General features: G+C 69.2%; 25 protein-coding genes and 1 riboswitch. Of the genes, 12 read left to right on the top strand and 13 right to left on the bottom strand.

From position 1 onward, the window contains the following. Window positions 1-33: 33 nt before the first annotated feature. The gene (locus tag BLR21_RS12005; protein WP_090005900.1) at window positions 34-813 is read right to left on the bottom strand and encodes a slipin family protein; all 780 of its coding nucleotides are present in this window, start codon (window positions 811-813) and stop codon (window positions 34-36) included. A gap of 168 nt (window positions 814-981) precedes the next feature. Between BLR21_RS12005 and mshC the strand changes: the two genes are divergently transcribed. Next, window positions 982-2,220: a cysteine--1-D-myo-inosityl 2-amino-2-deoxy-alpha-D-glucopyranoside ligase gene (mshC, locus tag BLR21_RS12000; protein ID WP_090005899.1), complete on the top strand. Its 1,239-nt coding sequence runs from the start codon at window positions 982-984 to the stop codon at window positions 2,218-2,220. On the opposite strand, the gene BLR21_RS11995 is transcribed toward mshC, so the two are convergent. The 4 genes from BLR21_RS11995 to BLR21_RS42415 form a co-directional block, all read right to left on the bottom strand. Then, window positions 2,217-2,705, bottom strand: coding sequence for a DUF2017 family protein (locus tag BLR21_RS11995; protein ID WP_090005898.1), 489 nt, complete (start codon window positions 2,703-2,705; stop codon window positions 2,217-2,219). The genes mshC and BLR21_RS11995 overlap by 4 nt on opposite strands. 1 nt (window position 2,706) lies before the next feature. Beyond that, window positions 2,707-2,949, bottom strand: coding sequence for an ATP-dependent Clp protease adaptor ClpS (locus BLR21_RS11990; protein WP_176929599.1), 243 nt, complete (start codon window positions 2,947-2,949; stop codon window positions 2,707-2,709). 25 nt (window positions 2,950-2,974) lie between these two features. Next, window positions 2,975-3,478, bottom strand: a complete 504-nt coding sequence (locus tag BLR21_RS41625; protein WP_143027690.1) for a hypothetical protein — start codon at window positions 3,476-3,478, stop codon at window positions 2,975-2,977. A gap of 118 nt (window positions 3,479-3,596) precedes the next feature. Beyond that, complete coding sequence (locus BLR21_RS42415) at window positions 3,597-3,734, bottom strand: ATP-dependent Clp protease adaptor ClpS (RefSeq protein WP_176929598.1); 138 nt, start codon at window positions 3,732-3,734, stop codon at window positions 3,597-3,599. A gap of 85 nt (window positions 3,735-3,819) precedes the next feature. On the opposite strand from BLR21_RS42415, the gene BLR21_RS42410 reads away from it, so the two are divergent. Further along, window positions 3,820-4,197, top strand: a complete 378-nt coding sequence (locus tag BLR21_RS42410; protein WP_090005896.1) for a hypothetical protein — start codon at window positions 3,820-3,822, stop codon at window positions 4,195-4,197. A gap of 58 nt (window positions 4,198-4,255) precedes the next feature. Here BLR21_RS42410 and BLR21_RS11980 read toward each other — a convergent pair whose 3' ends face one another. After that, a complete protein-coding gene (locus BLR21_RS11980; RefSeq protein ID WP_256334642.1) occupies window positions 4,256-5,920 on the bottom strand; it encodes a S8 family serine peptidase in 1,665 nt (554 codons plus the stop codon). Between the two features lie 534 nt (window positions 5,921-6,454). Here BLR21_RS11980 and BLR21_RS11975 point away from each other — a divergent pair. Beyond that, window positions 6,455-7,555 (top strand): S1 family peptidase, encoded by a 1,101-nt coding sequence (locus tag BLR21_RS11975; RefSeq protein ID WP_090005894.1) that lies wholly within the window; start codon window positions 6,455-6,457, stop codon window positions 7,553-7,555. A 51-nt stretch (window positions 7,556-7,606) separates the two neighbouring features. Here BLR21_RS11975 and BLR21_RS11970 read toward each other — a convergent pair whose 3' ends face one another. Next, entirely contained in the window at window positions 7,607-8,104 is a 498-nt protein-coding gene (locus BLR21_RS11970) for a GbsR/MarR family transcriptional regulator (RefSeq protein ID WP_256334641.1), read from the bottom strand. Between the two features lie 82 nt (window positions 8,105-8,186). Between BLR21_RS11970 and BLR21_RS11965 the strand changes: the two genes are divergently transcribed. Further along, window positions 8,187-9,074 carry an ABC transporter ATP-binding protein gene (locus BLR21_RS11965; RefSeq protein WP_090005892.1) on the top strand — a complete coding sequence of 296 codons (888 nt, stop codon included), beginning with the start codon at window positions 8,187-8,189 and terminating at the stop codon, window positions 9,072-9,074. Beyond that, a complete protein-coding gene (locus tag BLR21_RS11960; protein ID WP_090005891.1) occupies window positions 9,071-10,654 on the top strand; it encodes an ABC transporter permease in 1,584 nt (527 codons plus the stop codon). Before BLR21_RS11965 ends, BLR21_RS11960 begins: the two co-directional genes overlap by 4 nt. On the opposite strand, the gene BLR21_RS11955 is transcribed toward BLR21_RS11960, so the two are convergent. Then, window positions 10,584-11,744, bottom strand: coding sequence for an MFS transporter (locus BLR21_RS11955; RefSeq protein WP_256334640.1), 1,161 nt, complete (start codon window positions 11,742-11,744; stop codon window positions 10,584-10,586). The two genes, BLR21_RS11960 and BLR21_RS11955, sit on opposite strands and share 71 nt — an antisense overlap. Window positions 11,745-12,063: 319 nt before the next feature. Further along, the gene (locus tag BLR21_RS11950; protein ID WP_030477092.1) at window positions 12,064-12,963 is read right to left on the bottom strand and encodes a PAC2 family protein; all 900 of its coding nucleotides are present in this window, start codon (window positions 12,961-12,963) and stop codon (window positions 12,064-12,066) included. A gap of 48 nt (window positions 12,964-13,011) precedes the next feature. Between BLR21_RS11950 and metH the strand changes: the two genes are divergently transcribed. Both metH and BLR21_RS11940 read left to right on the top strand, forming a co-directional pair. Beyond that, the gene (gene metH, locus BLR21_RS11945) at window positions 13,012-16,551 is read left to right on the top strand and encodes a methionine synthase (protein WP_090005889.1); all 3,540 of its coding nucleotides are present in this window, start codon (window positions 13,012-13,014) and stop codon (window positions 16,549-16,551) included. Then, complete coding sequence (locus tag BLR21_RS11940; RefSeq protein ID WP_176929596.1) at window positions 16,544-17,215, top strand: HAD family hydrolase; 672 nt, start codon at window positions 16,544-16,546, stop codon at window positions 17,213-17,215. Before metH ends, BLR21_RS11940 begins: the two co-directional genes overlap by 8 nt. Window positions 17,216-17,257: 42 nt before the next feature. Here BLR21_RS11940 and BLR21_RS11935 read toward each other — a convergent pair whose 3' ends face one another. The 3 genes from BLR21_RS11935 to BLR21_RS11925 form a co-directional block, all read right to left on the bottom strand. After that, window positions 17,258-17,998, bottom strand: coding sequence for a CbtA family protein (locus BLR21_RS11935; RefSeq protein WP_090005888.1), 741 nt, complete (start codon window positions 17,996-17,998; stop codon window positions 17,258-17,260). A gap of 21 nt (window positions 17,999-18,019) precedes the next feature. Beyond that, entirely contained in the window at window positions 18,020-18,208 is a 189-nt protein-coding gene (locus BLR21_RS11930; RefSeq protein ID WP_090006057.1) for a CbtB domain-containing protein, read from the bottom strand. Window positions 18,209-18,241: 33 nt separating this feature from the next. After that, window positions 18,242-18,416: riboswitch (cobalamin riboswitch) on the bottom strand. Window positions 18,417-18,464: 48 nt separating this feature from the next. Then, complete coding sequence (locus tag BLR21_RS11925) at window positions 18,465-19,115, bottom strand: (2Fe-2S)-binding protein (RefSeq protein ID WP_090005887.1); 651 nt, start codon at window positions 19,113-19,115, stop codon at window positions 18,465-18,467. A gap of 108 nt (window positions 19,116-19,223) precedes the next feature. On the opposite strand from BLR21_RS11925, the gene BLR21_RS11920 reads away from it, so the two are divergent. The 3 genes from BLR21_RS11920 to BLR21_RS11910 are packed head-to-tail and all read left to right on the top strand — an operon-like array spanning window position 19,224 to window position 20,670. Continuing rightward, window positions 19,224-19,487: a phosphoribosyl-ATP diphosphatase gene (locus BLR21_RS11920; RefSeq protein WP_090005886.1), complete on the top strand. Its 264-nt coding sequence runs from the start codon at window positions 19,224-19,226 to the stop codon at window positions 19,485-19,487. A 14-nt stretch (window positions 19,488-19,501) separates the two neighbouring features. Beyond that, complete coding sequence (gene hisG / locus BLR21_RS11915) at window positions 19,502-20,362, top strand: ATP phosphoribosyltransferase (RefSeq protein WP_090005885.1); 861 nt, start codon at window positions 19,502-19,504, stop codon at window positions 20,360-20,362. Further along, window positions 20,359-20,670 (top strand): antibiotic biosynthesis monooxygenase family protein, encoded by a 312-nt coding sequence (locus BLR21_RS11910; RefSeq protein ID WP_090005884.1) that lies wholly within the window; start codon window positions 20,359-20,361, stop codon window positions 20,668-20,670. The genes hisG and BLR21_RS11910 overlap by 4 nt, the downstream gene beginning before the upstream one ends. On the opposite strand, the gene BLR21_RS11905 is transcribed toward BLR21_RS11910, so the two are convergent. Next, a complete protein-coding gene (locus tag BLR21_RS11905) occupies window positions 20,631-21,245 on the bottom strand; it encodes a phosphoribosyltransferase (protein WP_090005883.1) in 615 nt (204 codons plus the stop codon). The two genes, BLR21_RS11910 and BLR21_RS11905, sit on opposite strands and share 40 nt — an antisense overlap. A 148-nt stretch (window positions 21,246-21,393) precedes the next feature. Here BLR21_RS11905 and BLR21_RS11900 point away from each other — a divergent pair, with 148 nt between their 5' ends. Both BLR21_RS11900 and BLR21_RS11895 read left to right on the top strand, forming a co-directional pair. After that, window positions 21,394-22,086 carry a hypothetical protein gene (locus BLR21_RS11900; RefSeq protein WP_143027688.1) on the top strand — a complete coding sequence of 231 codons (693 nt, stop codon included), beginning with the start codon at window positions 21,394-21,396 and terminating at the stop codon, window positions 22,084-22,086. Beyond that, window positions 22,083-22,913 (top strand): hypothetical protein, encoded by an 831-nt coding sequence (locus BLR21_RS11895; RefSeq protein WP_090005881.1) that lies wholly within the window; start codon window positions 22,083-22,085, stop codon window positions 22,911-22,913. The genes BLR21_RS11900 and BLR21_RS11895 overlap by 4 nt, the downstream gene beginning before the upstream one ends. Window position 22,914 lies beyond the last annotated feature (1 nt).

Raw genomic sequence — 22,914 nt, 5'->3', positions numbered from 1 at the left:
GCAGAAGGTGTTACCCGGGGTAACTCACATGGACTACTCCGTTGAATCCTTGGGTAACTCGATGGTCGTGTTCTTCTCCAGGAACCTCAGCAGCTCCACCGGGAACGGCAGCACCAGCGTCGAGTTCTTCTCCGCCGCCACCTCCACGATGGTCTGCAGCAGCCGCAGCTGGAGCGCGCCGGGCGTGGCCTCCATGGTCCCGGCAGCCTCGGAGAGCTTCTTGGACGCCTGCAGCTCGCCGTCGGCGGTGATGATGCGGGCGCGCCGCTCCCGTTCGGCCTCGGCCTGCCGCGACATCGAGCGCTTCATGCTCTCCGGCAGCGCCACGTCCTTGATCTCGACGCGGTCGATGTCGACGCCCCACGTCAGCGCGGGGGTGTCGATCATCAGCTCCAGGCCCTGGTTGAGGCGCTCGCGGTTGGACAGCAGGTCGTCGAGCTCGCTCTTGCCGATGATCGACCGCAACGACGTCTGCGCCACCTGCAGCATGGCGAACCGGTAGTCCTCGACGTTGATGATCGCCTTCGCCGGGTCCTGCACCTTGAAGTACACGACGGCATCCACGCGCACGGTGACGTTGTCGCGCGTGATGCCGTCCTGCGCCGGCACGGGCAGGGTGACGATCTGCAGGTTGACCTTCCGGAGCTGGTCGACCCCCGGGAGCAGCATCGTCAGCCCCGGCCCCCGCACGCCCTGCAGGAGCTTGCCGAACCGGAACACCAGCCCCTGTTCGTACTGTTTGATCACTCTGGCGCTCATGGCGAGGCCGATGCCGCCGAGCACGACCAGCCCGCCGATGATTTCGAAGATCATGAGACCCGCCCAACACCCGCGAATGCCCTGATCTCCAACGGTACGCCCGGGGTCTGACAATTTTCAGCTCAGGACCGTCCTGCCTTTCTGCCCGAACGAACCACGGCGTGGTCGTCCCGACACCCGCAGATCACGCTCCACCCGGTGGCACGCGTTAGTGTCGGATACATGCAGACCTGGTCATCGATTCCTGTGCCACGGGTTCCGGGGGACCCCCGCCCGTTGCGGCTGTTCGACACGGCTACGGGCGAAGTGCGTCCGACGGCTCCAGGAGACACCGCCAGGTTGTACGTCTGCGGGATCACGCCGTACGACGCGACTCACCTAGGCCACGCCGCCACCTATCTGGCGTTCGACCTCGTGCACCGCGTGTGGCTCGACAACGGCCACAACGTGCACTACGTCCAGAACGTCACCGACGTCGACGACCCGCTGCTGGAGCGGGCGCTGCGGGACAAGGACGACTGGGAGGTGCTCGCGATGCGCGAGACCGCCCTGTTCCGCGAGGACATGGAGGCGTTGCGCGTCCTGCCGCCGCAGGACTACGTCGGCGTCGTCGAGGCGGTCCCCGAGATCGTCGAGGTGGTCGCGAAGCTACTGGCCGACGGCCACGCCTACCGCGCGGACGACTCCGAGTACCCGGACATCTACTTCTCGCACAACGCCACGGGCCGTTTCGGCTACGAGTCGAACTACTCCTCCGAGGAGATGCTCCGGCTGTTCGCCGAACGAGGCGGCGACCCGGACCGTCCCGGCAAGCGCCACCCGCTCGACGCCCTGCTGTGGCGCATGCAGCGCCCCGGCGAGCCCGCGTGGCCGTCCGAACTGGGCGAGGGCCGCCCCGGCTGGCACATCGAGTGCAGCGCCATCGCCCACAACCGCCTCGGCGCCGGCTTCGACGTCCAGGGCGGCGGCTCCGACCTGATCTTCCCGCACCACGAGTACTCCGCGGCCCACGCCGAGGCGCAGACCGGCCAGCACCCGTTCGCCCGCCACTACGTGCACGCGGGCATGATCGGCCTCGACGGCGAGAAGATGTCGAAGTCGCGCGGCAACCTGGTCTTCGTCTCGAAGCTGCGGTCGCAGAAGGTCGACCCGAACGCCGTCCGCCTCGCGCTGCTCGCGGGCCACTACCGCGCCGACCGCCCGTGGACCCAGTCGCTGCTGGACGACGCACTGGTCCGGCTGGACAAGTGGCGCCGTGCCGCGGACCTCGACACGGGACCGTCCGCAGTGGACACCGTGACGCGGCTGCGCGACCACCTGGGCAACGACCTGGACACGCCTCGTGCGCTGGCCGCTGTCGACGCCTGGGCCGACGAGGCGTTGGCGCTCGGCGGATCGGACAGGCACGGGCCGTCGCAGATCCGTGACGCGGTGGACGCGCTTCTGGGCGTGGACCTCTAACCGGCAGGCCATCCGGTGGCGGTCCTCGGTTCGAGGGCCGTCACCAGCGCCTGCTGCACACCGCTGTAGGCCATGGCAGTGGTCGTGGTCGCGCGTGTCCACGTCAGGTGCAACCCTCGCAACTGCGCGAAGGTGGTGAGCCAGTCGTCGACCTCTTCGAACCCGAGCAACCACGGAGTCGGCTCCGCGCACCGCTTCCGCACGCGCCGCGCGGGCTTGGGGTCGGTCAGTACGTCCCGGTGACGTGCCCAGAAGGCGTCCGCCTCGGCAGCAGACCTGGACGCGTCGGGGAACATCTGGCGCATCAGGGTTTCGGCGGCCGGAGCACGCCAGAACCGCTTCTTGCGCTCACGCGGCACCACGCCGTCCTCGAGCAAATCGAGCAGTTCGGCCAGCACGGTCAACGTGGACGCGACGAACGCGTCCGACGCGCGAACGAGCAGGCCGTCGCCCATCGAGACCACGACGTAGGCGGGCTCCTCCACCTCACACCTTCCCGAACGTCGTGTGCAGGCCGAACCTGATCAGGTCCAGCGCGATCGTCTCGGCCTCGTCGTGGCTCTCGTACTCGCCGACCACCGCACGCCCGTCCCGGTGGACCTCGGTGGTCTTTTCCCGCGCGCACGCATCGCTCGCACCGCACACCTTGCGCATGAGGTGGTGAACGACCGCGAACGCGTTGTGGTCGTCGTTGTGTACGACGACCTGCCATCTCGCCCCGGAAATCACCGGCAGAGTATGCGGCACCGGGCCTCTAAGCGGTCTGGTCGGTGGCCGCCTTCTCAGCGTCTTCCGGGTCGGCGAACGTGCCCGGTGCAACGGCCAGTACCAGGAGCTTCTGGAGGGTGCTCGCCCACGCGATCGCCGTCTGGGTGAACGCGAGCAGTTCGAACAGGCGCAGCTGCCCCAGCACCGCGATCCACTCGTCGACCTCGGCGTGCGTCAGCACGACGGGCCTGGGACCCGTCCAGCGGGCTTGCACTCGCTCGACGAGTTCGCGGTCCGCCAGCACGTCCCGGTGCCGTCGCAGGAACGCCTTCGACTCCTGCGACGACTCCGCCACGTCAGGATGGAGATGGCGCAGCAGTGAAGGCTGCGTCCATATCCGGAGCGGCTGGCGCAGCGCGTAGAACGGGTTGCCGCGCACATAGCTCCTCGACAGTCGGCGCAGAGCCCGTCCCCAGCCCCAGGCGAGGGACTTGGTCATGTCCACCTGCACGCCGCCGTCGACCGGCTTGACGCTGAACGGTTCCTTCACGCGGCTCTCCGGTAGCTCACTGACAGCCCGTGCCGCAGCAGTTCGGCGGTGACGGCTTCCGCGGTCTCGCGGTCGTGGACGGCGACGGTGGCGCCACCGGTCTCGTGAACCGCCATGGTCAGGTCGCGCGCGGTTCCCAGTCGTGGCCGCAGATCTTGCGCAGCAGATAGTGCGCCACCGCAAATGTGGTGTGGTCGTCGTTGTGCACGACGACCCGCCATCTCTCCCCGGGATTCACCGGCAGAGTACGCAGCACAATGGACTCGTGACGGAGTCCTGGCAGCGGCTGCGGTACGAGCGCGGGCCCGACGGCGAGGACGCGAACGAGGCGGCGCGGCGAGGTGCTGTCGGCGCTGCACCGCGGCCACAAGCCAGAAGACCTGCCGCTGCTGCGGTTCCTGGCCGAGCAGGAGGCGTTGTGCCGCGGGAACTCCCAGGGCCTGGGGGAGCAGGCGGCGCTGGCGGGGTTCCTGCTGGCGGAACATCGGCGGCCCGAGGACGTCTGGCGGCACTTCGCGATCAAGCGCGCCAACTTCGACACCGGCTGCGCCTACGACGTGGAGCACCTGCTGGCGGCGGGGGTGGCGGCCACCGTCGACCACGTGCGCGCTAGTGATCACCCGGATCGGGACGAGGTGCTGGAGCTGCTGGACCTGAGCCTCGACGAGGATGATCTCGAGGACTGGTTCGAGCACCGGCGCGAGTGGTTCGGGGCCTGAACGTGGGACCGCCCCCGAGGCGGAAGCACCGGGGGCGGTCCGTTCAGCGAGGAGGGGCTCAGACGTCGAGCGTCCAGTTGTTCAGCGTGCCGGTGTCCAAGTACGCCGCGTCACGCACGCGCAGCGTCCAGGTGCCGTTGGCGGCCTCACCCGACAGGTTGCGGGTGTAGGTCGTGTTGATGTCGTTGGCCGAGCCGCCGGACCGGTTGTGCAGGTTGTAGACGGTGCCGTCCGGTGCGATCAGGTCGACCACGAGGTCGCCCTTGTAGGTGTGCGTGATCGAGACCTTGATCGACGCGGTGGCCGACGCGTTGCCCGCGCAGCCGGAGACGGCGATCGTGCTGGTCACGGTGGTGTTGTCGGGGATACGGACCGGGGTGGAGTTGGTGCGGGCGTCACAGTTGCCGACCGTGCTGACGACCCAGGAGAACGTGGCCGAGGCGGTCTTGTTCGCCGCGTCGGTCACCGTCGCGGTCACCGTGGAGGTGCCCGCCGTGGTCGGGGTGCCGGAGATCGCGCCGGAGGCGTTCGCCGACAGACCGGCCGGGAGACCGGAGACGGACCACGTGTACGGCGTGGTGCCGCCCGAGGCCGAGAGCTGCAGAGACGCCGGCGTGCCGACGGTGGAGTTCTGCGTGCCGGGGTTCGTCACCGAGGGGTCGTTCGAGGGGGGACCGAACAGGGTGTGGAGCAGCTTGTTCGGGGAACCGCTGCCGGCGTTGGTGATCTTGCCCGGGGTCGAGGCGGCGTTCAGGCCCGCCCAGACCGCGGCCGGGCTGTCGCTCGGGTGCGTGGCGAGCCACAGCGCCGCGGCACCCGCGACGTGCGGGGAGGCCATCGACGTACCGGAGATCGTGTTGGTCGAGGTGTCGCTGGTGATCCAGGCCGACGTGATGTCCGAGCCAGGAGCGAAGATGTCCGTACACGTGCCGATGTTGGAGAACGACGAACGCGCGTCGGTACGCGTGGACGAGTTCACCGTGATCGCCTCGGCCACGCGGGCCGGGGACGACCCACACGCGTCGGTGTTCGAGTTGCCGGACGCGAGTGCGTAGGTGATGCCGGACGAGATGGAGTTGCGGACGGCGGTGTCCAGGGCGGCGGCTGCGCCACCACCGAGGGACATGTTCGCGACCGCGGGCTTCACCGCGTTCTGGGTCACCCAGTTGACGCCGTCGACGACGCCCTGGATGGTGCCGGAGCCCTGGCAGTTGAGCACCTTCACCGCGACCACCTTGGCGGCCTTCGCGATGCCGTACTGGGCGCCCGCGACCGTGCCGGCGACGTGCGTGCCGTGGCCGTTGCAGTCGCTGTTGTTGCCGTCACCGGAGGTGTTGGTGCCCCACGTGGCGCGACCGCCGAACGTCTGGTGCGTGGTGCGCACACCGGTGTCGATGATGTACGTCGTCACGTTCGACGCGGTCGTGTCGTACTGATAGCTGCTGCTCAGCGGCAGGTCCCGCTGGTCGACGCGGTCCAGACCCCACGACGGCGGGTTCTGCTGGACGTCGAGGAGGTTGACCGCGGCGTCCTGCTCGACGAACGCGACCTTCGGGTCCGCGGCGAGCCTGGCGGCCTGCCTGGCCGTCATCTTCACCGAGAAGCCGTTGAGCGCGTGCTGCCAGACCTTGCCGACCTGGCCGCCGTACCGGCCCGCCAGTTCCGGTGCGGCGGCCCTCGACGCCGCGCCGGCCTTGAGCGAGACGATGTAGCTGTCCTTCACGACTCCGGCGCGGTCGGCGCCGAGAATCGTCCCTACGTTTTCTTGAGCTGAAGCAGCCGGAACCACAGCGGCGGCCAAACACATGGCGGCGGCGGCTGTGAGTCCCGCACCCAAGACTCTTCGCATGGCAGGGTTCTCCCTCGTGCAGGGAACAGGGTGCCCTGACGCTAGCCCTAAACCGCAGGTCAGAGGGATACGCCAGCGAGTGCGAACTGTTGACAGTTTTGACGTTGCGTGTCAAGGCGAATGGTTGCTCTGCGTCACGGAAATAGGCTGACAGGACGCATTTGGATTCCCTATACCAACCCGAACGCCGCGAGGTCCACCCCTCGAACGACCCTACCGTCCGGTAGGCATGCCGAAGTAGCGTCGCCCAGACGGAGGAACGAACTGATCGGGCAGTTCGCCGCCTGGGGACGCCATTCATCCGGTGTCGTACGGGCTGTGTTGCAGCACAGCTGATCTCCTCATCGCGGTTGCCCGGTCCGGCGTTACACCGGCCCTGCACAAACCGAAGACCAAGGAGAATTGCCTATGAAGCGCATGGCTGTCGCAGCTGTGGCCGTGTTGGCGGGCGCTCTCGCGACGACGGTCTCCCCTGCCGCCGTCGCCGCCGAGGGACCATCCGCCGACCTGCTCGCCGCGATGCAGCGCGACCTCGGCCTGGACGCCACACAGGCGACGCAGAGGCTGCGCCAGGAGAGCGCGGCCACGGTCCTGCAGCGGGTCGCGGAAGGGTTCGCCGGCGAGAGCTACGGCGGCGCGTGGTTCGACGCGTCCATCGGCAAGCTCGTCGTGGGCGTGACCGACGAGGCCAAGACCGAACGACTCCGCAAGCTCGGCGCGGAGCCCCGCACGGTCGCGCACAGGGCGAGCGACCTCGACGCGGCCAAGGCGAAGCTGGACGCGTCGCCGGCTCCGGCCGAGGTCACCGGCTGGTACGTCGACACGAAGGCGAACGCGGTCACGATCACCGTCAGGCGCGGCCAGACCCAGGCGGCGCAGGCGCTGGTGGAGAAGGCGGGCCCGGTCGCGAAGGTCGTCGAGACCGACGAGGCGCCGCGGCTGTTCAAGGACATCCGCGGTGGCGACGCCTACTACATCAACAACGCCGGACGCTGCTCCGTCGGCTTCGCGGTCGGGGGCGGCTTCGTCACCGCCGGGCACTGCGGTTCGCCCGGCGACACGGTGACCGGCGTCGACAGGACGGCGATGGGCGCGTTCGACAGGTCGTCCTTCCCTGGCAACGACTACGCGTTCGTCAGGACCAACTCGTCCTGGACGTCCACGGCCAAGGTCAACCACTACGGCGGCGCGGACGTGATCGTCTCCGGTCACACCGAGTCCGCGATCGGCGCCTCGATCTGCCGTTCCGGCTCGACCACGGGCTGGCACTGCGGCGAGGTCCAGGCCAAGAACCAGACCGTGAACTACCAGGAGGGCTCGGTCAGCGGCCTCACCCGCACGAACGTGTGCGCGGAGCCCGGTGACTCGGGTGGCTCGTGGGTCAGCGGCACGCAGGCGCAGGGCGTCACCTCGGGTGGCTCCGGCAACTGCACCAGCGGCGGCACGACCTACTACCAGCCGCTCAACGAGATCCTCTCGGTGTACAACCTGACGCTCACGACGGGCTGACGCGACCGGAGAGGGGGAGCTTCCACCAGCGGAGGCTCCCCCTTTCGCCGTTCAGGAAGGCCGCCTGGCCAGCCACTTCTCGCGGTGCACCCGCCAGCGGTCCAGCATCGAGCCGATCTCGCCGTGGCAGAACCGGAAGAACTCGCGCGTCTCGTCCAGCCGCGTCCCCGCGTCGGAGTCCGCGCCGAGCGCCTCGACGCCCTCGCCGAGCACCTCGTCGATCATGCCGAGCATCTGGTCCTTGCGGAACGTCGCCTCGTACCAGACGTTGTCGCGCATCCGGTAGACGTCGCGGCGTGATCCGGGCTCGCGTTCGCGGCTGACGATCTGGACGGTGGTCAGGTAGCGCACCGCGCCCGACACCGCCGCCGGGGAGATCTGCAGCAGGTCGGCGATCTCGGCCGCGGTGAGCCGTCCGGAGTCCGTCGTCAGCAGGGCCGCGAGGATGCGAGCCGGCATGCGGGGCACGCCGGTGTCCGCCAGGATCCCGCCGAACCGTTCGACGAACTGGCTCACCGCCTGCGTGTCACGCTCCGTAGCACTCGTCACGGCGGCATCATCCCTTTCGTCAGCCGATCGGGCAAAATTTACATGCTTCACGAACTTGTGAAAGAAGCGTAGCTTACCCGCCATGACATCTGCGATATCCGTGTCGGGCCTGGTGAAGACCTTCGGCCCGACGCGCGCGCTGGACGATCTGGACCTGGACGTCCGGACCGGTGAGGTGCACGGCTTCCTGGGCCCGAACGGCGCCGGCAAGTCGACGGCGATCCGGGTCCTCCTCGGCCTGCTGCGTGCCGACTCCGGCACCGCGCGGCTGCTCGGCGGCGATCCGTGGAAGGACACCGCGGCCCTGCACCGCCGCCTCGCCTACGTCCCCGGCGACGTCAACCTCTGGCCCAACCTGACCGGTGGCGAGGTCATCGACCTGCTCGGACGGCTCCGCGGCGGCCTGAACAAGGCCCGCCGCGCCGAGCTCCTGGAGCGCTTCGAGCTGGACCCGCGCAAGAAGGGCCGCACCTACTCCAAGGGCAACCGGCAGAAGGTCGCGCTGGTCGCCGCCCTGTCGAGCGACGTCGAACTGCTGATCCTCGACGAGCCGACCTCCGGCCTCGACCCGCTGATGGAGGCCGTGTTCCAGGACTGCATCAACGACGAACGCGGCCGCGGCCGCACCGTGCTGCTCTCCAGCCACATCCTCGCCGAGGTCGAGGCCCTGTGCGACCGGGTGAGCATCATCCGGGGCGGCCACATCGTCGAGACCGGCACGCTCGCCGACCTGCGGCACCTCACCCGCACGTCGATCTCCGCCGAGCTCGCGGGCCCGCCCAACGGCCTCACGGACCTGGCCGGCGTGCACGACCTGGTCGCCGAGGGCAACCGGGTCAGGTTCGAGGTGGACTCGGACCAGCTCGACCCCGTCCTCAAGCAGCTCGTGTCAACGGGCGTGCGCACCCTGACCTCCCAGCCGCCCACGCTGGAGGAACTGTTCCTGCGCCACTACGAGGACGCGAAATGATCGGCACCTGGCAACTCGTCCGCCTGGCGCTGCGCCGCGACCGGATCCTGCTGCCGATCTGGGTGCTCTTCCTCGTCGGCGTCACCTACTCGACGACGACCGCGCTGGCGGAGCTGTACGACACCCAGCAGTCCCGGGACCTGCTCGGCGTGACCGCGAACGCGAACTCCGCGTTCCTGGCGATGCTCGGCCCGCTGCACGACTGGTCGTCGCTGGGCGGCCTGGTGGTGTGGCGCTGGGGTGTCTTCTCCGGCCTGTTCGTCGCGATCATGGCCATGCTGGTCGTCACCCGGCACACGCGCGCGGAAGAAGAAGCGGGCCGTACCGAGCTCATCGCCGCCACGGTGGTCGGACGGCACGCGCCGCTCGCCGCCGCGGTGATCGTCGCGGGCGGCACGAGCCTGCTGATCGGGCTGCTGCAGGCGCTGGCGTTGATCGGCACGGACCTGGACCCGGCGGGCGCGTTCGCGTTCGGTCTCTCCACGGCGAGCGTCGGGCTGGTGTTCACCGCCGTCAGCGCGTTCACCGCGCAGCTCTCGGAGAACTCGCGCGTGTCGAACGCGATCGCGGGCGGGTTCCTCGGCGTCACCTACCTGCTGCGCGCGGCGGGCGACGCGGCGGGGGAGTCGGGGCCGCAGTGGCTGACCTGGTTCTCGCCGATCGGCTGGACCGAGCACGTGCGGTCGTTCGCGGACAACAGGTTCTGGGTGCTGCTGCTCCCGCTGGCGACGTTCGTCCTGGTGACGGGGATTTCCGCGTACATCGTGTCCCGCCGCGACGTGGGGCTCGGTCTGCTGGCCGCCCGGCTCGGCCCGGCGCAGGGCACGATCGGCAGCCCGTTCGGACTGGCGTGGCGGCTGCAGAAGGGCTCGCTGATCGGCTGGTCCATCGCGTTGTTCGCGGTGGGCGTGATCTACGGCAGCGTCGCGCAGGCCGTCGGGCAGATGGTGCAGGACAACCCGGCGCTCGGGCAGATCGTCAGCAAGATCGGCGGGGCCGACGCGATGGTCGACGCGTTCTTCGCGACCGTCACCCAGCTGCTCGGGCTGATCTCGTCGATCTACCTCGTGCAGGCCGTCCTGCGGCTGCGGTCGGAGGAGACGTCTTTCCGCGCGGAGCCGATCCTCGCCACGCCGGTCTCGCGCTGGGGCTGGGTGGCCTCGCACGCGGTGTTCGCCCTGGTGGGCGGCGCGGTCGTGCTGGCGGCGGCCGGCCTCGGCCTGGGCCTCGTCTACGGCGTGCAGACGAACGACCTGGGCACCGTCCTGCCGCAGATGCTCGGCGCGGCACTGGTCCAGCTCCCGGCCGCGTGGGTGATCGCGGGCGTGGCGCTGGTCCTGTTCGGACTGTTCCCCCAGCTCACGGGCGTGAGCTGGGCGGTGGTGTCGGTGGCGCTGGTGCTCACGCTGCTCGGCCCCGCGCTGCAGCTCGACCAGTGGATGATCGATCTCTCGCCGTTCACGCACGTCCCGAAGTACCCGGACATCACCTTCGGGCCGCTCGCGTGGCTCACAGTGGTGGCGGTGGTGCTTCTGGCGGCGGGGTTCGCCGGGTTCCGCCGGCGCGACCTGTCCACGTGAGGATCGCGGGCACGGTCACCAGCAGCGCCGCCGGGACGAGGAAGGCCGCCAGCGGGTGCGACTGGTAGAGCGGGACGAACGCCAGCGGGGCCGCGGCGGCGCCCATGAAGCGCAGTGACTGCACGACACTGACGCTGCCGCCCCTGTTGGCGCTGCCGCTCTGCAGCACCAGCGCGTTGAGACTCACCAGCACGCCCTGCGCGGCGGCCCCGGTCAGCGCCCACGCGATGACCGCGACCGCCGCGACCGGGACCGTGCCCACCGCCGCGACGAGCCCCGCGCCCAGCGTCGCGCCGGCGACGACCGTGGTGGCGGCACCGAACCTGTCGACGGCCCTGCCGATCTGCCGCGCGGTCAGGAACCCGACGATGCCGAAGCCGGTGAGCAGCAGGCCGCGTTCACCCGCGCCCAGGCCGAACACGTCGTCCAGCCGGAACGCCACGAGGAACGACAGCCCGCCCAGGCACCCCCAGCAGACGAACGCCATGAGCGCGGGCCGCAGCGTGCTCGGCACGAACGCGCTGCGCAGACTCGCGTCGCGCTGCGGTTCGGCCTCCGTCTGCGGCACGCCCAGGACCGCCAGCGCGACGGCGACCACCGCGATGACCACGAACGCCAGCCGCCAGTCGACCTCGGCGGTGAGCCCGCCGACGAGCGGCGCGGACGTCTGCCCGGCCGCCTGCATCGACCCGAACAACCCCAGCGCCCGCCCGAGCTTCTCCCTCGGCGTCGAGGCGGCGATCACCGCCAGCAGCACCGGAGTCGTGAACGAGTTCGCCGCGCCCTGCAACGCGCGGGAGGCCAGCAGCACCTCGAAGGTCCACGAGCAGGCGGCCAGCACGGACGTCAACGCGTAGGCGACGTAGGCGATCCGGATGGTCCGTTGTGGACCCCAGCGCTGCGCGAGCGTGCCGGAAGCCAGCATCAGCACCGCGAACGGCACGAGGTAGTAGGTGAGCGTCGAGGCGGCGCTGCCCGCCGACCTTCCGAAGCCGGCGCCGATCTCGGGCAGGATCGAGGTGGTCACGGCGCCGCCGAACGGCCCGATCAAAGCGCCCGCGTACAACCCGGCGCGTGCCAACCGCCCCACGGACACCTCCGGCCTATGTGTACACACCACACACACGGCGCGGGCCGGGTACCCCCAATTTCAAGCTTAGCGAGGGGGTCTGACACCCCCGCTGTTCAAGCGCACGCGGGGAGCTTTCGTGCGCTCGTAGCGTCCCCGCGTGCGGTCAGAACAGGGTTAGTGGCGCGACCCGGAACGTCGGCGAGGTAATCCACGCTCAGCAGGGCACCTCGCGGCGCCGCCCCCACGCCCCCGTACCACCAGTACGACGACGTGGGGGCGACACCACGATGCACCCGTCTGACCGCGAATCCCCCCGGCAACCTTCCGGGCCACACCACTAGCGCGGACCGGTCGACGGCCAGCCCGGACCACGCCCGCGGCGGCGCAGGTAGCGCTCGAACTCCGCGGCGATGTCGTCACCCGACGCCTCGGTGATCTGCAGTTCCGCGTCGCCGCGCTCTTCCAGGGCACGGACGTAGTTGCGCACGTCCTCGTCCTCGTCGGCCATCTCGGTGACCGTGCGCTCCCACTCCTCGGCCTGCTCCGGCAGCGCGCCGAGCGGGACCTCGATGTCGAGCACCTCCTCGACCCGGTGCAGCAGGGCCAGCGTGGCCTTGGGGGAGGGCGGCTGCGAGACGTAGTGCGGCACGGCGGCCCAGAACGAGATCGCCGGGATGCCCGCCTGCACGCACGCGTCCTGGAACACGCCGACGATGCCGGTCGGGCCCTCGTACTTCGAGTGCTCCAGGCCGAACTTCTCGGCGGCGTCCGCGTCGTAGGCCGTGCCGGTGACCGGGACCGGGCGCGTGTGGGGCGTGTCCATCAGCAGTGCGCCCAGCGTCACCACCGTCGTCACCCCGAGGGCGTCGATGTGGCCCAGCAGTTCGGCGGCGAACTTGCGCCACCGCATGTTCGGCTCGATGCCGTGCACGAGTATGACGTCCACGTCCGAGCCCGGAGGCCTGCACACCGACAGCCGCGTCGTCGGCCAGTCGACCCTGCGGGTGACGCCGTCCACCATGCGGACGCTGGGGCGCGTCACCTGGAAGTCGTAGTAGTCGTCCGGGTCGATCTCGGCGAGCGGCGTGGCGTCCCAGGTGAGTTGGAGGTGCTCGATCGCGGTGCTGGCGGCGTCGCCGGCGTCGTTCCAGCCTTCGAACGCACAGACCATGATCGGAGCAGTGAGCGGGATGCGCGGGTTCGAGGGGGTCGGGGATTCCTGGGACGGATCGTTCACGGCGCCAGACTACGGGTTCGGCCAGTCAACTCATCGTAGGCTTGGCCCATGCGTGATCGCGGAGAGTCGCCGTTGCTGGAAGCGCTGGTGAACCGTGTTGTCGTCGCTGACGGGGCCATGGGCACGATGCTTCAGGCCGTTGACCTCTCTCTCGACGACTTCAACGGTCTTGAGGGCTGCAACGAGATCCTGAACGTCACCCGCCCGGACGTCGTCAAGGCGGTGCATCGCGGCTATCTCGAAGTCGGCTGCGATGCCGTGGAAACGAATACTTTCGGTGCGAACCTCGCGAACCTCGCCGAGTACGACATTCCGGACCAGATCTTCCACCTGTCCGAGCGCGGCGCCGCTCTGGCCAGGGAGGTGGCGGACGAGTTCGGCACGTCCGGGCAGCCCCGGTTCGTGCTCGGCTCCGTCGGTCCCGGCACCAAACTGCCGACGCTCGGCCACGCTCCCTATGCGACGTTGCGCGACGCCTACCAGGAGCAGTGCAAGGGCCTGCTCGTCGGCGGGGTGGACGCGATCATCGTCGAGACATCGCAGGACCTGCTGCAGACCAAGGCGTCCGTCATCGGCGCCAAGCGCGCGATGACGGCCGAGGGGCGGTTCGTGCCGATCATCGCCCAGGTGACCGTCGAGACGACCGGCACGATGCTGCTCGGCTCGGAGATCGGCGCCGCGCTGACCGCGCTGGAACCGCTGGGAATCGACCTGATCGGGCTCAACTGCGCCACCGGTCCCGCCGAGATGAGCGAGCACTTGCGGACGCTGTCGAAGCACGCGCGCATCCCGTTGTCGGTGATGCCGAACGCCGGACTCCCCGAACTGGGTCCCCACGGCGCGGTCTACCCGTTGTCGCCGGAGGAACTGGCGCAGGCGCTGGCGGGGTTCGTTCGTGAGTTCGGCGCGCGGCTCGTCGGCGGCTGCTGCGGCACGACGTCCGAGCACCTGCGCCAGGTGGCCGACGCGGTGCGCGACCTCGGTCCGTCGGCGCGCCGGCCGCGCCCGGAGCCCGGTGTGTCCTCTCTGTACCAGGCCGTTCCGTTCAAACAGGACGCTTCGGTGCTGATGATCGGCGAACGCACGAACGCCAACGGCTCCAAGGCGTTCCGCGAGGCGATGCTGGCGGAGAAGTGGGAGGACTGCATCGAGATCGCGCGCGACCAGACGCGCGAGGGCGCCCACCTGATCGACCTCTGCATCGACTACGTGGGCCGCGACGGCGAGGCGGACATGCGTGCGCTGGCCTCGCGGCTGGCCACCGCGTCGACGTTGCCGATCGTGCTCGACTCCACCGAACCGGGCGTGCTGCAGGCCGGTCTGGAGTGTCTCGGCGGCCGCAGCGCCGTCAACTCGGTCAACTACGAGGACGGCGACGGCCCGGACTCCCGGTTCCAGAAGATCATGCGCCTCGTCTCCGAGCACGGCGCGGCGGTCGTGGCGCTGTGCATCGACGAGGAGGGCCAGGCTCGCACGGCCGAGTGGAAGATCCGCGTCGCCACCCGCCTGATCGAGGACCTGACGACGAACTGGGGCATGCGGGTCAACGACATCATCGTCGACTGCCTGACGTTCCCGATCTCCACCGGCCAGGAGGAGGTGCGCCGCGACGCCCTCGAGACGATCGAGGCGATCCGCGAGCTCAAACGCCGTTATCCGGACGTGCAAACGACTCTGGGCCTGTCGAACGTCTCCTTCGGACTCAACCCGGCGGCGCGTCAGGTGCTGAACTCCGTGTTCCTGCACGAATGCGTGCAGGCGGGCCTCGACACCGCGATCGTGCACGCGTCCAAGATCGTGCCGATGGCGCGCATTCCCGACGAGCAGCGCGCGGTGGCCCTCGACCTGGTCTACGACCGCCGCCGCGAGGGTTACGACCCGCTGCAGAAGCTCATGGAGCTGTTCGAGGGCGTCACCACGAAGTCGAACTCCGCTACCCGTGTGGAGGAACTGGCCGCGCTGCCGTTGTTCGAACGCCTGCAGCGCCGGATTATCGACGGCGAGCGCAACGGCCTGGAAGCCGACCTGGACGCCGCACTGGACGAGCGCCCGGCGTTGCAGATCATCAACGACACGCTGCTCGCCGGCATGAAGACCGTGGGTGAACTCTTCGGTTCCGGCCAGATGCAGCTGCCGTTCGTGCTGCAGTCCGCCGAGGTCATGAAGACCGCCGTCGCGCACCTCGAACCGCACATGGAACGGTCCGACGACGGCGGCAAGGGCCGGATCGTGCTCGCCACCGTGAAGGGCGACGTCCACGACATCGGCAAGAACCTCGTCGACATCATCCTGTCCAACAACGGCTACGAGGTCGTGAACATCGGCATCAAGCAGCCGATCAACACGATCCTGGAGGCCGCGGAGGAACACCGCGCGGACGCGATCGGCATGTCCGGCCTGCTGGTCAAGTCGACCGTGATCATGAAGGAGAACCTCGAGGAGATGAACTCCCGGGGTGTCGCCGCACGGTGGCCGGTGCTGCTCGGCGGCGCGGCGTTGACCCGCGCGTACGTCGAGAACGACCTGACGGAGATGTACTTCGGCGACGTCCGCTACGCCCGCGACGCCTTCGAGGGCCTGCGGCTGATGGACGCGATCATGGCGGCCAAGCGCGGCGAGACCCCGATGGTGGATTCCGAGACGCAGGCGAAAGTTCTGGAACGCAAGGCCCGCCGCGAACGGTCGCTGCGCATCGCGGCGGCCCGCAAAGCCGCTGCGGGGGAAGAAGAAGTCATGACCGGCCGCTCCGACGTGGCGGCCGACAACCCGATCCCGGTGCCGCCGTTCTGGGGCAGCCGGGTCGTGAAGGGCATTCCGGTCGCGGACTACTCGGCGTTGCTGGACGAGCGGGCGACGTTCATGGGTCAGTGGGGCCTGAAGGGCACGCGCGGCGGCGGCCCGACCTACGAGGAGCTGGTCGAGACCGAAGGCCGCCCGCGCCTGCGCTACTGGATGGAACGTCTTGCCACGGAAGGTGTTCTTGCCCACGCCGCGCTCGTCTACGGCTACTTCCCGTGCGTCTCCGACGGCGACGATCTAGTGATTCTGACGGAGCCGTCGGTGGGTGCCGCCGAGCGCTTCAGGTTCACTTTTCCGCGCCAGAAAAGGGATCGCAGGCTCTGCCTGTCGGACTTCTGGCGTTCGAAGGAGTCCGGCGAGGCCGACGTGATCGCGTTCCACCTCGTGACGATGGGCCAGCCGATCGCCGACTACGCGAACGAACTGTTCGGCAAGAACGCGTATCGTGAGTACCTGGAAGTCCACGGACTGGGGGTCCAGCTCACCGAGGCGCTGGCCGAGTACTGGCACAAGCGGGTCCGCGAGGAACTCGTGTGGCCGACGGGCGGCACTGTCGCCGCCGAGGACCCGGCCGACGTCGAGGAGTACTTCAAACTCGGCTACCGGGGTGCGCGTTACTCGTTCGGCTACGGCGCCTGCCCCGAGATGGAAGACCGCCGGCGCATCGTCGAGCTCCTGGAGCCGTCGCGCATCGGGGTCTCGCTGTCCGAGGAACTCCAGCTACACCCGGAACAGTCCACCGACGCCTTCGTGGCGCACCATCCGGAGGCGAAGTACTTCAATGTCTGACCTGGCTGTGTCTGATCCTCTTGCAGTGCTGTGGGACATGGACGGCACGCTGCTGGACTCCGAGAAGCTGTGGGACATCCCGCTCTACGAGTACGCGGAGAAGCTCGGCGGGATCCTGTCGCCGGAGACCCGCGAACGCATGGTCGGCAGCAACGTGCCGACCACGATGCGCCTGCTGTTCGCCGACGTCGGCATCGAGCCCACCGAGGCCGACATGGCCGACGGCGCCGCGTGGATCTCCCGCCGCACCGAGGAGGTCTTCCGTGCCGGCCTGCCGTGGCGTCCGGGTGCCCAGGAAGCCCTGCGTGCCGTGCGCGAGTCAGGCGTGCCGATGGCGTTGGTGACGTCGACCGAGCGCTCGCTGACCGAGGTCGCGCTGGACACGATCGGGCGGGACCTGTTCGACGTGACCGTGTGCGGTGACGAGGTGGACGGGCTCAACAAGCCGCTGCCCGAGCCGTACCTGAAGGCGGCGCGGCTGCTGGGCGTGGATCCGGCGCGGTGCGTGGCGGTCGAGGACTCGCCGACCGGGGTGGCCGCTGCCGTGGCCGCCGGATGCACCGTGCTGGTCGTGCCGTGTGACGTCGAGGTGGAGGCGGGGGAGCGGCGGGTGTTCCGCGACTCGCTCGTGGGCGTGGACGTCGACGTGCTGAAGGCTCTTTAGCCGTTGGTGTGGGGTGGCCGTTCGTGCGGTCACCCCACACCATCACGCGACTGCGACCTTGGCCTTGCGGGTGGCCGGGTCGATCAGCAGGCCGAACACCACGCCGATGCCGACGTAGAGCGTGGCGAGCTGGGCGAGCGAGCTGAGGCGGAACTGCCACAGCACGTTCACCGGCATGTCCGCGGGGATCGTGTCCGGCGGCGCGGGGAACGCCAGCAGCACCACTGCGACCGCCGCGGCCACCGCGAGGAGCACCGCGGTGACCCGCACCGGCTGCGACTGAGCGTGTAGCCGCTCGGCGAGCCAGCTGGCGGCCCACACGATCACCAGACCGGCTGCCACCACACCGAGATAGAGCGCGGTCCGGTAGTTCACCGTCTCCGGGTCGCCCACGGCGGGCGGGTTGGCGGGGTACTTGAGCCACGGCAGCAGCGCCACGGCACCGAACACCGCGGCACCGAAGGCGAAGCTGCGGCTGAACGGTGTGCTGCCGGTGAACCAGCGCTTCGACAGCGCGTAGGCCGTGGCGAACACCAGGCCCACCGCGATGCCGACGATCACCACGCCGAGCATGCCGCCCACGACCTGGGCGCCGCGGCTGACGAGTTCTTCGCCACCGTGCGAGTGGCCGGCTTCCTCACCGGCGGGTGCCCGGGCCTCCTCGACCGCGAGCGCGGCACGAATCGGGATCTCGGTCACCAGGAGCTGCACCAGCGCGGACGCGACACCGGCGATACCGCCGGCCGCGACTCCGCGCAGCGCAAGGGACTTGTACGTCGTCATCTGCTTGATCGGTGGATCTGATCAGTGGCAGGGGACGCCGAGGGCGTGGCGGCCGTCGTGGAAGAACTCGTGCAGCAACCCGGAACTCGCGCCGAGCGCGAGGCCGTTCTCCTGCAGGACCAGGTAGGTGACGATCAGGCCGAGCACTGAGACGGCGAAGGCCCATTTGGGCACGCGGACGGCGGACAGGTTTGCTGCGGGGCTCGTCATGACGGGCTCCTCCATACCTCGTGGAAGGTCAACTCTCCTTGCGGCGCCGCAGCCGGTCTCCTGACTCCCGGATCAACGCTGCCCCCGCGTCTTCCCAGTCCCGGTGGGGACCAGTGACGTGCTCGGCGGGGATCGCTTCCCGGTCACAGTGGCGAGGACCGCGCCGGATTCTCACCGGCTTCCCGTCACTGCGGCGCATGCACCGTAAGTTGAGCGGCCCGATAAGCACAACCGGCCATAAGAGTTGTTGCGTTCTTCACTTCACGAGTGGACAGTCACCGCACTTCCCACCTGCGGCGACGCGGTAGTAGAGACAACACGACCGACGAAGGAACGTGACCTCGCCGGGAAAAGTCAGGAATTCTCCGGCCTGTTCGAACGGCGGTGCGCTCATGAGCCGTTCGCCCCGTTCTTCCGCTTCCTCGGCGGTGAGCATGCGTGCGCGCACAACCATTTTCAGCGCGCCGGCGATGTTCGACATCGCGTTGCCCCACAGCAGTCCGCGGGCCACCGGGGTTACCCGCTGGATCGCTTCCACCACCGGTTCGAGCGCTTCCGCGGCCTGCGGGCCCAGTCGCGGCTGGTCGATGCGGACGCTCAGGCCGTTCGCCGGGTGGTGCTGCCACCACAGGTTCTCCGGGCGGACGTCGATCGGGATGTTCGCGGCCGTGAGCGGACTGAGCAGCCGTGCCGTGTAGCTGAGGAAGAACAGGCTCGCCGCCACGCGTGGTTCGTCGGCTTTGTACCGGTTCGCGATGGAGTCGATCGTGGTCTTGAGCGCCGGGCCCTCCAGCAATGCGGTTCCGGGCAACCAGGAATCGTCGGGGCGGCCCACGTCGAGCGCGAAGAAGGGGTTGATTCCGCGCACCCGGCGCAGTGCTTCGAGGACCTCGGCGAACTCAGACACAGAAGTTCACGCTACTGGGTGTCTGTGCAGGACAGATCACGTCCACCGCCTGGGACAGATGCGACCGCGGTGTGGACGGGGGGCGCCGGGATGGGAGGATGTCGTGCCGTGAAGACCTTCGATTCCCTGTTCGCTGAACTGACCGAACGAGCCGCCACCAGGCCGGAGCATTCCGGCACCGTCGCCGCGCTCGAGGCCGGGGTCCATGCGCAGGGAAAGAAGGTCCTGGAGGAGGCGGGCGAAGTCTGGATCGCCGCCGAGTACGAGTCGGACGAGAAGCTCTCCGAGGAGATCTCGCAGCTGCTCTACCGCCTCCAGGTGCTCATGCTGGGCCGTGGCCTCACCCTCGAAGACGTCTACAAGTACCTCTGACGGAAGACTTCCACATGCTGCGCGTTGCAGTCCCGAACAAGGGCGCGCTCGCTGAACGCGCCTCCGCCATGCTCACCGAGGCCGGCTACCGGCAGCGGCACGAGCCGCGCGACCTGACGGTGCTCGACAACAACAACGAGGTCGAGTTCTTCTTCCTGCGTCCCAAGGACATCGCTATCTACGTGGCGTCCGGTGACCTCGACCTCGGCATCACCGGCCGGGACCTGGCCGCCGACTCGGGCGCCGACGACAACGGCTCCTCCGTCGAGGAGTTGCTGGCGCTGGGCTTCGGCTCGTCGACCTTCCGCTACGCCGGGCCTCGCGGCACCGACTGGAAGGTCTCCGACCTCGAAGGCAAGCGCCTCGCCACCGCGTACCCGAAGCTCGTGGGCCGCGACCTCAGGGCCCGCGGCATCACCGCGAAGGTGATCCGTCTCGACGGTGCCGTGGAGATCTCGATCCAGCTGGGCGTGGCCGACCTGATCGCCGACGTCGTGGGCTCGGGCCGGACTCTCAAGCAGCACGACCTGGTGCCGTTCGGCGAGCCGATCTGCGAGTCGGAGGCGGTCCTGATCCACCGCAACGGCTCGGAGCTCACGGCCGCCAAGAAGCAGCTGACGGCCCGCATCCAGGGTGTCGTGTTCGCGCAGCAGTACCTGATGCTCGACTACGACTGCCCGCGTTCGATCATCGAGGACGCGATCGCGCTGACCCCGGGCCTGGAGTCACCGACCGTCGCGCCGCTGGCCAACCCGGACTGGGCGGCCGTGCGGGCGATGGTGTCGCGCAAGGAGGCGAACAAGGTGATGGACCAGCTGGCCGCGATCGGTGCCAAGGCCGTGCTGGCCTCGGACATCAGGTTCTGCCGGCTGTGATCACCGAGCACGCCCTGCTGGACGTGCTGCCGGGTAGTGCCGAGGAGTTCGAGTGGGCGTTCGGCGAGGCGCGGGAGCTGATCTCCGCCTCGCCGGGCTTCCGCGGCCTCGAACTGCTGCGATGCCTGGAGACGCCGTCGCGCTACCTGCTGCTCGTGCGCTGGGACACGGTCGAGTCGCACACGGTGGGTTTCCGGCAGGGACCGGCGTATGAGCGGTGGTCGGCCTTGCTGCACCGCTTCTACTCGCCGTTCCCCGAGGTGTCGCACTACGAGAGCGCGTTGAGCACCTCTTCGTCCGTGGTCTGATCGAAGCTCTCGTACCAGCGGCTCACGGCCTGGAAGTGCGCCGGTGTGAGGACGGCGATCACTCTCGTCGTGAAGGCCTTGAGGGACTCTCTCGCGGCGACCGGGACGGCCAGGGTGACGCTCCTCGGTTCGCGTCTGGCGATCCAGTGGAGTGCCGCTCTGGCGGTGACGCCGGTGGCCAGGCCGTCGTCCACGAGGATCACGTCGCGGTCCCTGATGACGAGCGGTTTGTCGCCGCGGTAGAGGACCGTGCGCCGGTGGGCTTCGGCGCGTTCTTCGTCGCAGGTGCGGCCCAGTTGCTCTTCGGTGAGGTTCAGGGCCCTGAGCGCTCTCGGGTCGTAGATGGGTTCGCTGTCCGCGGTGACGGCGCCGACGCCGTACTCGGGGTGGCCAGGCGCACCGATCTTGCGCGCCACGACGACGTCCAGTTCGGCGTTGAGGTGCTGCGCGATCTCCTTGGCCACCGGGACGCCGCCTCTCGGGAGGCCGAGGACCAGCGGGTCGTGCCACGGCAGGTCCGCGAGTCGCGCGGCGAGGGCGCGGCCCGCTTCCTGCCGGTTCGCGAACCTCTTCACAGTCCCGCTGACGGTACGCCCTCGGGTGGAGCTGCGGGATCTGTGCAGGGCGAGATCCGGAACGCGCCAATCCCCCGTTCGGCGGAACGGCCAGGTGTATCCGGAGAGTGCGCGCTTTCCTCCTAGTTTGCGTCACCGAGGAAAGGTGGTGGTCGCGATGGACGGCTGCCGCAGGATCATCCCGTTCGCACTCGTGATCGTCATCGCCGGCTGCGGCAGCGGCGCGCTGTCCGGCCCCGGCGGTACCACCGCCGATACGGCCACGGCCACGATCACCACGGGCACGAGCGAGGCGACGACAGCGCCCGTGCACACCACCACGACGTCGCCTCAGAAGAAGACGACCGCGACCACGAAACGGCAGTACGGCTGGAGCCTGCCCGAGGGCCCGACTTCGCCGACCACCAACGAGGACGTGATCTACCGGCGGCTGCTGGGCAAGGCGTGCGGCGAGGCGCAGCAGGAGCTCGATCGGACGTGGAGCGGCCTGATGTCACCGCGCAACGCCCCGCTGTACCAGGCGGCCGTCGACCTGTGTGGTGGCAGGACGTCCGGTGCCCGGTCGATGTACGGCAAGGCCGCGGCGCTGGGGCTGCAGATGCACCAGGGGGCCGGTGGATCGGCCGCGGTCGACTGCGCGATCCTGCGGGCGGTGCGCAGCGTGCTCGACCAGATCGCGCAGGAGTCGGTGCGCTGCACGCCGGGCACGCCGCCGCGCTGGCCGACTGAGGACTCGTTCGCGAAGGATGATCCGCGCACGGACGTCGTCGAAGGCACAACCACCACGACCACCACCACGACCACCGCGTCCAGCTCGTCCAGTTCGTCCAGTTCGTCATGAAGACACCGCGGCGCCTGCCGCTCAGGCAGAAGCCCACGCCGGCCACGGACCAGAACGAGGCGCTGCGCATGATCGGCGCGGTGCTCGCCAACGTCTCGGTGATCACCGGGCTGCTGGTGGCGTTCGGCTGGAAGCGCAGCGAGACGCACGCCCGTGCGCTCGGCATCGAGAGCAACGTCCTCGGCATGTCCACCGCGGACTACGTGCTGCGCAGTATGCGGCCGGTGTTCACGTTGCTGGCGGTGGTCGTGGTGGCCGGGCTGCTGTGGTTGTGGCTGGAGCCACGCCTGCGGCCGGCCGTGAAGAGCAGGAACCTCAGGGTGCTGGCGTTGTCGTGGCTGACGCTGCCACTCGTGGTGGTCGGGCTGGGGTACGTGTGGCCGGTGGTGAGCTTCTACGTGTTCCCGCTGGCGGTCGGTGGCGGGATCATGTTGTCCTGCTACGTGATCCAGCTCCGCGGGCGGCCGGCATGGGACTGGCGGAAGGTCCGGCTGTTCGCGGTCGCCGCCGGGGTGCTGAGTCTCTTCTGGGCCGCGCTGAACTACGCGCAGGTGGACGGTCAGCGGCTGGCCGACGAGTTCGTGGCGAGCGAAGCGCCCGCGGTAACGATCTACAGTCAGGAACGGATGCACATCACCGCACCCGGCGTGCGCGAGGATCCTCTCGACGGTGACAGGTCGAGGTATCGGTACCGGTACTCCGGCCTGAGGTTGCTGGAGAACACCGGCGGCAAGTACTTCCTGGTGTCCGACGGGTGGACCAGGAACAGCGGTGTGGTCGTGGTGCTCAGAGACGACGCGAGCACCCGGCTCGAACTCTCCCGCTGAG

Source organism: Lentzea albidocapillata subsp. violacea (assembly GCF_900100275.1).
GTDB classification, from domain to species: Bacteria; Actinomycetota; Actinomycetes; order Mycobacteriales; family Pseudonocardiaceae; genus Lentzea; species Lentzea violacea.
Note: the sequence above shows the minus strand (reverse complement) of the source record. Positions and strands in the feature narration are given on the sequence as shown.